Below are 8241 nucleotides of genomic sequence, written 5' to 3'. Positions count from 1 at the left end.
GCGGATGGGGCAAATCGAGCTGCCCACGCCCGCAGAGGTTTCGAAGCTGCGCGCGCGCAGAACGGTGGAGCAGGCGATGGCCCGCGTCGCGAAAGGGCGCCTGTGGGTCTACGAGGAAATCCTCGAGGACTTCGTCGCCGAGCAGGCCAAGGCGGCCGCCCAATCCGGTCCCGGCGCTGATCTTGACTCGCACGAGCACGGCGCCGGTTCTTACTCGCAGCACGATTCGCATCCGCTCTCAGATCCCGGCTCACAGCTCGATTCGAAAGACCAGGCCGGTCCGGTGAGCCTCGAAACCCTGACGATGGCGCTCCTGGCCCTCGCCGTGCGCGACCCCGGCCCTGTGGCGGGCGAAGAGCCCGAGCGTCTTACCGAGGATTTCGGCTCGGAGCGCGAGGGACGGCCCCGCAAAGAACGCCAGCCGCGCCGCCAGATGAAGAACTCCGTTCGTTACAGGGTGGAGGTCGGCCACAAAGACCGGGTCAAGCCCGGCGCCATCGTCGGCGCGCTCACGCACGAAGGCGGGCTCAGCGGCTCCGATCTGGGCCACATCGATATTTTCCCGACTTTTTCCCTCGTAGAGATCGGAGTTCCGCTCTCCCCCGAGGCGCGCAAACGCATTTCCCAGGCTCGAGTTTCGGGCAGGGCTCTGAAGATCAGCGAGGACCGCGGCCCGGGAGGCTTCCGCGACGACGCCGGACGGGGCCGCCCGCGCCGGGACTCCGACTATTCAGACCGCGGCCGCAGCCGCGGCGATCGAGGGTCGCGATACGACCGCACCACCCGCGACGAGCGCGGCTTCAAGCACGACCGTCGCGGCCGCGCTGGCCGCGGGCACAGGTAAGGCCGGCCTATGCTTTGGGCACAGGCGAGGCCGGCCTGCGCTTTCGCCGGCTAGGCCTCAGGCGCCTGCGCCGGGCGCGTTTTATCCGTGCGCCCCGACCGCCACACGTACACGGCCGCGACAAGCAGGCCGGCGGAGAACCAAACGGCCCACCACGGGAAACGAGGCAGGTCCGAGGTCGCATGCGCGTTGGCCAGATCCTTGGCGGGGGTCGGCTCGATCCGCTCGGCCGTGACGAGAATGCGATGGGTGTTGATGCCCAGGGGCGTGCACGTCACGAGGGTGACGAGGTCTTTGCCGGGAACCGAACGCAAAGATTCCGTCTCGGTCGGCTCGACCACCTTCGTCTCCCTCACTTTGTAGGCAAGCACCTTGCCGAACACCTCGATGGTGAAGGTGTCGCCGATCTTGACCCGGTCGAGGTTTGTGAACATGGTGGCGTTGGCGAGCCCCCGATGCGCGGTGATCACCGATCGGGTTCCGGGGCCTCCGACCGGCAGAGAGGTTCCTTCGAGGTGCCCCGCCCCCTGGAGAAGGGTGGCGTCCGACGTCCCGTGGTAAACGGGGAGGTCGACGTCGATCGCGGGGATCCGCAGCCGCGCCATCAGGCCCGATTCGTCCGTGCGAAGAATGGCGTTGTAATCGAGTTTGCCGTTCGAGCTTTTGCCCGCCCCGGTGGGAATGTTCGTGTCGGCTTTGTACACGGCCCCTGCACTCAGGGCTGCATTGTACGCATGGGCCTGTTTGATCTGCTCGGCGGCCGAAGGGTGGGCCAGGTTGACCTGCCTCTCGTAATTGTCGACGATCTTCGACTGATTGAGTTGAGAGACCCAGCTGGCCGCCTGCGGATAGAGGAAAATGCCGAGGCCGAGCACTCCGATGAGCGCGGGAACCAGCGCGGACGGCGCGAGCTTCCACTTGCCTTTTCGCCCACGATGGCGGCGTGTTCGCTTGAATGTCATGTCTTCTTCCTTGGCCGCGCCCAGCTTGCCGCACGTATGTTGCTCACTGCGCAGGAACGCTCCGCACGAAAGCGTTTCGTGCAAAGACCAGTTGTATAGAGAATTGGCGCAAATTTATGTTCGAGGTCGCTGCTTATAAGCAGTTTTGCGCGATCGCATTTCGCAAGGAACCCTCGGCGCAAGCCCGTTTCCCGAAGAGAGCGCAGCGCGAAAGAGTCTGTGCGAAAGCGCAATTGTGGCGGGGAAGCCTTCACTCCCCCGCCACACCGTGTTCGTTTCGGCGAAAGGCCGCCCGCATTGCCATGGAAATCCACACCGGCCCCTGCGGGCGCCGTCCGCATTTGCGTCAGACGCTAGGCGCGCGGATCCGCGCGCCGCTTCCTGCACTTCCGCGGGTTGCGTGCGCCGTTCCGCGGAACGGCGCACGCCCCCGAGCAAGGACGCCGTCGCCCGCAAACTCATGGGCCGGACGCGGCGTCCCGCAGGGTCACAGGGCTGCCGTCTGACGCTTGCGGCGCGAACGGGCCACAAACACGGAGCCGACTGCGATCGCCACGAGGGTGGCGCCGGCCAGCATCATGATGAGCTTGCCTGCGGCACCGGTCAGGGGCAGGCCCGGCACATCCTGCTTGGAGTTCTTCACGGTCACCGCGGCCGACGTCGTCTTTCCGGCCTTGACTGTGATTCCGGTGAACTCCTTGCCTCCGGAGGGAAGCGTGTAGCCGGCGGGCGCCTCGATCTCTTCGATCACGTAGCAGCGCTGGCTGTGATCCGGAGTGACGGCCTGGGCGTCCGGGGCGCCCTGCTTCTTGTCGACGAACAGGCCCTCGATGGAAACGACGCCGTTGGCCGCGGAGACGAAGGTGTCCTCCCCGCCGATGGAAATCGGGTCGCCGCTCTTGACGGCGCTCTCGCAGGAGGCCGCGTAGGGGTCAGTCGCGTTGTAGACCTTGAACTTCGCGCCGGCGAGCGTCTTTTCGTTGTCGGCGTCGGTCTTGTTGATCGTGATGTCTCCCCACGAGGTGACGACCTTGTTCGTGGGCGTGGGAGGTTCGCTCGGAGGCGGCGTCGTCGGCGGATTGTCCGGCGGGGTCGGCCCCGGAATCACGTCGATGTACAGGTTGGCGACGTTCTCGATGACTCCGCCCGCGGGAACGGTCTTGACCTTGGCGGTGAAGACGACCTCGATCGTCTCGTTCGGAACCGTCCGCAGGTAGGCCAGGCCTGCCTTGGTGAAGCCGACGCTCGGATTCTGCCCGCCGGTGGCGACGTAGTAGGACGGGTCGACGGCCTGTCCCTTGATCTTGACCGAAGCGACCTTGCCTTCCTCGAGGTTGGAATCGAGGGGGTCGGAGACCACGAAGTGCTTGAAGCTGTCGGTCGCGGCGATGCTCGGGATCTTCGCCGTCACCGGGAAGGTGACCTGATCGGCCGTCTTGATGCCGTTCTTGGAAACCTCGACGCCCTTTGTGGGTGCGACCACAACGGTGTTCTTCGGGTAGACGTTGACGTTGTAGAGCCAGTTTCCGTCGGCGTGCGCGGTGTTGGCCGCGTTGTTCGGGAACGGAATCGTCACGAGGAAGGGCGCGGCCTTCTTCTTGACGGTGCTCGGGGCGTTGGTCTCACATACGAGGTAAGCCTTGACCGGCAGATTGCCGATCGTCGTCAGGCCCTGGCCGTTCGTGGGACTGCTGACCTTGCCGGCGTCGAACGCAGCAGCCGCGCCGCTGGGCAGCGTGAGCTTCGGCGTGTTGAAGTCCGTGCCGCAGGCGTCGGCGGGAATGTTCCAATTCTTGAGGTTGTTCCAGTCCGCCTGGGTCTTCAGGTCGAGGTTGGAAATCGGGAAGGCCGTGAAGGTGACTCCCGCGACGCCGGCGCCTCCCTGAGTGTCGGTCTGGCCGTCGGCGGTGCCGTCGGCCTTCTGCGAGCCGGCCTCGTGTTTGTGAATGACAATCGATCCGGTGGCGTTGGGATCGATGTTGCCTTGGTCGGCGAAGGCCGAGCTTGCGCCTGCGAGGCCGGCGATGCCCAAAGCCAGCGCTCCGACCACGGCACTCGCACGCCGCCTGGCGGATTGAGTGTGTGTGCTCATCTGGTTGTTTTCCTTTTCTGATGAGACCGACGCGTATCGGTCGGACTCGGGTCTGTTGAAAAAACTGGGTGTGCAGGTTCTAGATACATCTGCAGATCTATCGGCGAGGCGGCGTTTCTCCTCTCCCGCGTCGGATTCTCCGCCGGACGAGGGCGCCGACGGCCGCTAGCGCCAAGAGCCCTCCGCCCCACAGAAGGAAGGAGTCCGCGCTTGCACCTCCGGTCAGCGGCAGCGAAGGGACGTCAGCCTTCTCATTGACGAAGGCGGCGGCAAAAACGTGGTTGAGGGCGGCCGGGGAAATCGCAAAGGCGTGGGCTGCCGTGCTCAGCTTGTATCCGGCGGGGGCGGCAGATTCGGTCAGCTTGAAGGACCCCAGGCCGATGTTCTCAACTTTGAACGATCCGGGAAGAGGATCGACGTCCTTGTATTTTCCGCCCGTGCACTGCGCGGCCGTGGCCTTCACACAGTCTTCGACAACCGTGTCGGCGGGAATTCCCGGGCCCGTCAGCTTCCACTCCGAACCGGCAAGCGCCTTGCCGGCTTCGTCGGCCTTCTTCCACGAGACCGTCCCCTTATAGGGTTCGTTCACGATGGCGTTGTCGACGATCTGATCGGCTACGGTTCCGGAATCCTGAAGCTTCGCCGTCAGGTTGGTCGGCGTGATCTTGTTGAAGGCAAAGGTCTTGTCCGTCGGCACGTAGCCTTCGGGCGCCTTGGCCTCCCTCAGGGTGTAGGTTCCCCATTTGAGATCGACGAGCTTGAACTTGCCCTTTGCGGGGTCCTTGTCGAGCCCCGTACACGCGCCGTCGCTTACGCAGTCGGCGACGGCCGCGCCGCCTGGGAAGCTCGGCCCCGAAACGGTCCACTGGGAGCCGCCGAGGGGCGCCTTGTCGACGGAGCTCACTTTGCCCCACACGAGCGATCCGGGCTTGGATTTGTTCGTGATTTCGCAGCTCACCCGGTCCTGCCGGTTAAGCGTGAGCGTGGCTTCTCCGCGGGTCGTCGGGCCTACCCGCGACGAATACGTCTCGCCCTTCGTGCCCGGAGTCTCCGAGCACGTCCATTGGCCGCTCTCATACCCGGCGGACGCAGGGTTGGTCGAAGCCTCAGAGAGGGCGACCTGCCCCTGCCGCATGCTTTGCGGATTTCCCTTGGCGTTTCCGGTTTTGCCCTTGCCGGAAATCACGAGGTCGGAGGCCCTTCCCTCGAGCGTCCATTGATCGGCTCCGAGCGCAGGAACCTCGCTGCTCGCGTAGGTTCCGTCGACCTTCTTCGTCAGCTGGAGCGTGGGAACGCGGATCGAGACCTTGTAGTCCTCGACTTCGCCCGTGGTGGTTATGCCAGTGGGCTTCTGGTTGTTGCCGCCGTTGTCGTTCGTAATGCGCACGCGCATGTAGCTGTCGGGAAGCGAGCCCTGCTCGCCGTCGACGCTTCGCACGGAGCTTGTGACGTCGTTCGGCACTGTCCAGGTCAGTCTCGCCACGCCCCCCGTACAGGGGACTTCGCCGCTCTTTTCCTGTGAATCGAACGTGCCGTTGTTGTTCCAGTCGATCCATCCCGCGGCTTTGCCGACGCCGGCGCATTTGACCGTTTCCGTATGGGTGTCCCCGGGGAACGTTCGAATTCCGCCGTCCCACTTGGTCGTGTCGATTCCGTCTTCGTCGTCGAACAGGCCGTTTTTGTCGTCGCCCCGGGCGTCGTCGCTGAACTTCTGGTAGCCCTCGGCGTCGATCTGGTCGCCGAGGCGCGGGGCGCCCTGGTCCATCGACATATTCGCCTGCGGGTTCAAAGCGAAAAGATCGGTGCTGCCGGCCTTGGGAACCTCGCCGCCCTTCCACGTCGGCTGGAAGGTCGATCCGGCGTAGCCGTATGATTTCGGCGCGTCGCCGAAGTCCGTGGCGACGATGAGTCCGAGTGCGACGGCGGAGTAGCCGGAGCCCTGCAGGGTGATCGTAGCCCTGGTCACGCCTTCCATGAACATGACCGCATCGGGGCCGCCCAGGCCGTTGGGCTGGGTGTATTTGCCGGCGGCGCCTCCTGCGCCCTTTTGGTAGACGCATTCCTCGTCGGAGGGCATGAGCCGCAGCGTCTTGCCGCCGTTTGACATCTCGGCGTTGGTCGTCACCAGTTTGCCGGTGTTCTTCGAAACGCACGTCTTCGAACGGAGCGTGTCAAGCACGCGCCAGCGGACGTTTTGGTCGGTGCTGGCTTGGACCCATTCGTCTGCCCACTCGCTCGTGGCCCAGCTCTTGATCCCGTACCGTTTGGACGAGGCCTCGGCGTCGGCGAAGACAAGCCCCTGGACCGGCACCTGTTTGACCGCGCCTTCCGGGGTGTGCAGCTCGACCTTGCAGGAGTAGTCGACACTCACGCGGGCCGCGTAGCCGGTGGGCTCGGTGCTCGAGCCGGGGGTCCCCCACTTTTTGCCGTCCCACGTATTGCTGCCGTTGTAGGCGTATCCGTTGGCCAAGCCGATGGCCATCTGGTTTTTGTTGACGTAGTCGGCGGGATATGTCAGCCCTTCGTGCCACTCGGCGCTGCCGTCTTTCCATTGGCCCGGGCCGCCGATGTTGTAGAGGTTGTCGAGGGCGTCGCCGGCCCACGCGCCGGGGATCGTCGCGACGAGGGGGCCTCTGGCCTGCTGGTCGGAGACGTCGCTCGGATGCCCTAGGTGCTTGTAGTTGGACAGCTGGCAGGTGGTGATGAGCTCGCCGGCGTCGCCCAGGTCGCGTTTGTTGACGAAGTTCTTCGTCTGCCCGTAGTTGAGCACGGGGACGTTGGGGGTCGGGTTGTTCTGAAACTTCGAGTAATCCGCCCATTGGAGCCACTGGATCGAATCGACGTATCGTCCAGATCCGCCGGTGGCGAAGACTGCCGGAAGGATCGGCGACTGTTCGACGATGTCCGCCTTAGCTTCCCCGACGCCGCCTTGCGAGAAGACAGAGTTGAAAATCAATGAAAAGCCGCATCCCATTGCGGCGAGCACATGCAGCTTTTTACGGTGTGACAAGGCGTTTTTTCGTCGTGAAGACAGGCGGACTTTCTTCATTGCACATCTTTCCCAGTATTGACGGCAAAATGTCATATTTCGGCGTCAAGGCACGCTGCGCAACCACAACCTGCCTCGAATTGCTTCGCCCCGCGCCAAACGAATGCATATGGTGAGGAATGCAAACGCTCGCAATGAGGCCTGACGCGCAACAGTCTATTCTGAGAAATTTCGTTTTTGTCGCCGATTTCTCATACCTTAGGTCCAAAAAATGCGATACTTTCGGCGGAGGCCTTAACCTACCGCGGGATGATTTGCGATCAGCCTGACGTCGTCGCAAACCTGCGGCGAGCGCCGTGTTCAGGCACTGCCGCACCGAAGCCGCTCGCCTGCCGCGACGCGAGGCCGACGAGCGGTTCGCAGGCTTGGAAACGCCGGCCGGAAGAGACCGTCAACCGGAAAATTCGGTGCGGCGCAGCCGCCTTTCCTCCGGGCCCGCGCCGCGTTTGGAGAGCTCGACGAGATCGGCGAGATCGTCGCTTCCCGCCCGCACCTGGCAGCCGGAAAGCCCGTCAAGAAGGCCGTCGGCGAAAGCCGCGGCTATTTCGACGGAGAGGGCGACGTCGGTCCATTCCGTGCGCCCGGCGTGCATCGCCATGGCCGCCGTCATGTCCGTGCGGACGACTCCGGGGGCGAGTTCCAAGACGGCGATCCCCCGTTCGCGGCCGGCCTCCGCCAGGCAGCCGCCCAGCCGCATGAGCGCCGTTTTCGAGACGTAGTATCCCGACGCCCGCGCGCTGTCCTTGACCGCCGCGCCGGAGGAAATGTCGAGGATGCGCCCGCCGCCGGCCGCGATCATTGCGGGGACGGCCCTGCGCTGAATGAGAAAGGGCGCGCGCACGTTGACCTGCTGCGTGCGCCACCACTCCTGGGGGTCGGCTTCCCACGGAAGGGCCTCGCCGCCGGAGACGCCCGCGCAATTGACGACCATGTCGACCGGGCCGTCGGCAAGGACGACGTCGAGCATAGCTTCGACGTCGCGCACCTTGGAGAGGTCGGCCCCCACCGTGCACACCCGCGCGCCGCGAGCCTCGCATTCGCCCGCGGACGCCGCGAGGCTCGGAACCTTTCGGGCCACGAGCACGAGCTTGCGGCCGGGGGCGGCCAGCCCTTCGGCGAGGGCGCGGCCGATGCCCCGGGAGGCGCCGGTGACGAGGATCCGTTCGCTCGGCTTCACGCTCTCAGCTCCGCCCCGCTCTTGCGCGCCGCCTTGACGATGCGCTTGCGCAGGCCAGCGGTCTCTTCGGCGGTCAGGGTGTGGTCGCTTCGGAAACGCAGAGCGAAGTCGAGGGAC

Annotated in this window: 5 protein-coding genes; 1 reads left to right on the top strand and 4 read right to left on the bottom strand. The window is 64.8% G+C overall.

Annotated features, from left to right (window positions below; all coding sequences use genetic code 11):
- On the top strand, nucleotides 1-844 hold an 844-nt coding region (locus tag ACO48X_RS05810), incomplete at its 5' end, for a DbpA RNA binding domain-containing protein (RefSeq protein WP_485001170.1).
- A 50-nt stretch (nucleotides 845-894) separates the two neighbouring features.
- Here ACO48X_RS05810 and ACO48X_RS05805 read toward each other — a convergent pair.
- The 4 genes from ACO48X_RS05805 to ACO48X_RS05790 form a co-directional block, all read right to left on the bottom strand.
- Nucleotides 895-1806, bottom strand: a complete 912-nt coding sequence (locus ACO48X_RS05805) for a class C sortase (protein WP_485001169.1) — start codon at nucleotides 1804-1806, stop codon at nucleotides 895-897.
- Nucleotides 1807-2293: 487 nt separating this feature from the next.
- Nucleotides 2294-3898, bottom strand: coding sequence for a SpaH/EbpB family LPXTG-anchored major pilin (locus tag ACO48X_RS05800; protein WP_485001168.1), 1605 nt, complete (start codon nucleotides 3896-3898; stop codon nucleotides 2294-2296).
- 97 nt (nucleotides 3899-3995) lie between these two features.
- Entirely contained in the window at nucleotides 3996-6872 is a 2877-nt protein-coding gene (locus ACO48X_RS05795) for a CshA/CshB family fibrillar adhesin-related protein (RefSeq protein WP_485001186.1), read from the bottom strand.
- Nucleotides 6873-7338: 466 nt separating this feature from the next.
- Nucleotides 7339-8124, bottom strand: coding sequence for an SDR family NAD(P)-dependent oxidoreductase (locus tag ACO48X_RS05790; protein ID WP_485001167.1), 786 nt, complete (start codon nucleotides 8122-8124; stop codon nucleotides 7339-7341).
- Nucleotides 8125-8241 lie beyond the last annotated feature (117 nt).

The organism is Peptidiphaga sp., from assembly GCF_057238965.1.
Note: the sequence above shows the minus strand (reverse complement) of the source record. Positions and strands in the feature narration are given on the sequence as shown.

What these genes read in the sequence shown, in the direction of transcription:
- ACO48X_RS05805 (WP_485001169.1), bottom strand. Translation starts at nt 1,806, where the DNA reads ATGACATTCAAGCGAACACGCCGCCATCGTGGGCGAAAAGGCAAGTGG.
- ACO48X_RS05795 (WP_485001186.1), bottom strand. Translation starts at nt 6,872, where the DNA reads ATGGGATGCGGCTTTTCATTGATTTTCAACTCTGTCTTCTCGCAAGGC.
- ACO48X_RS05800 (WP_485001168.1), bottom strand. Translation starts at nt 3,898, where the DNA reads ATGAGCACACACACTCAATCCGCCAGGCGGCGTGCGAGTGCCGTGGTC.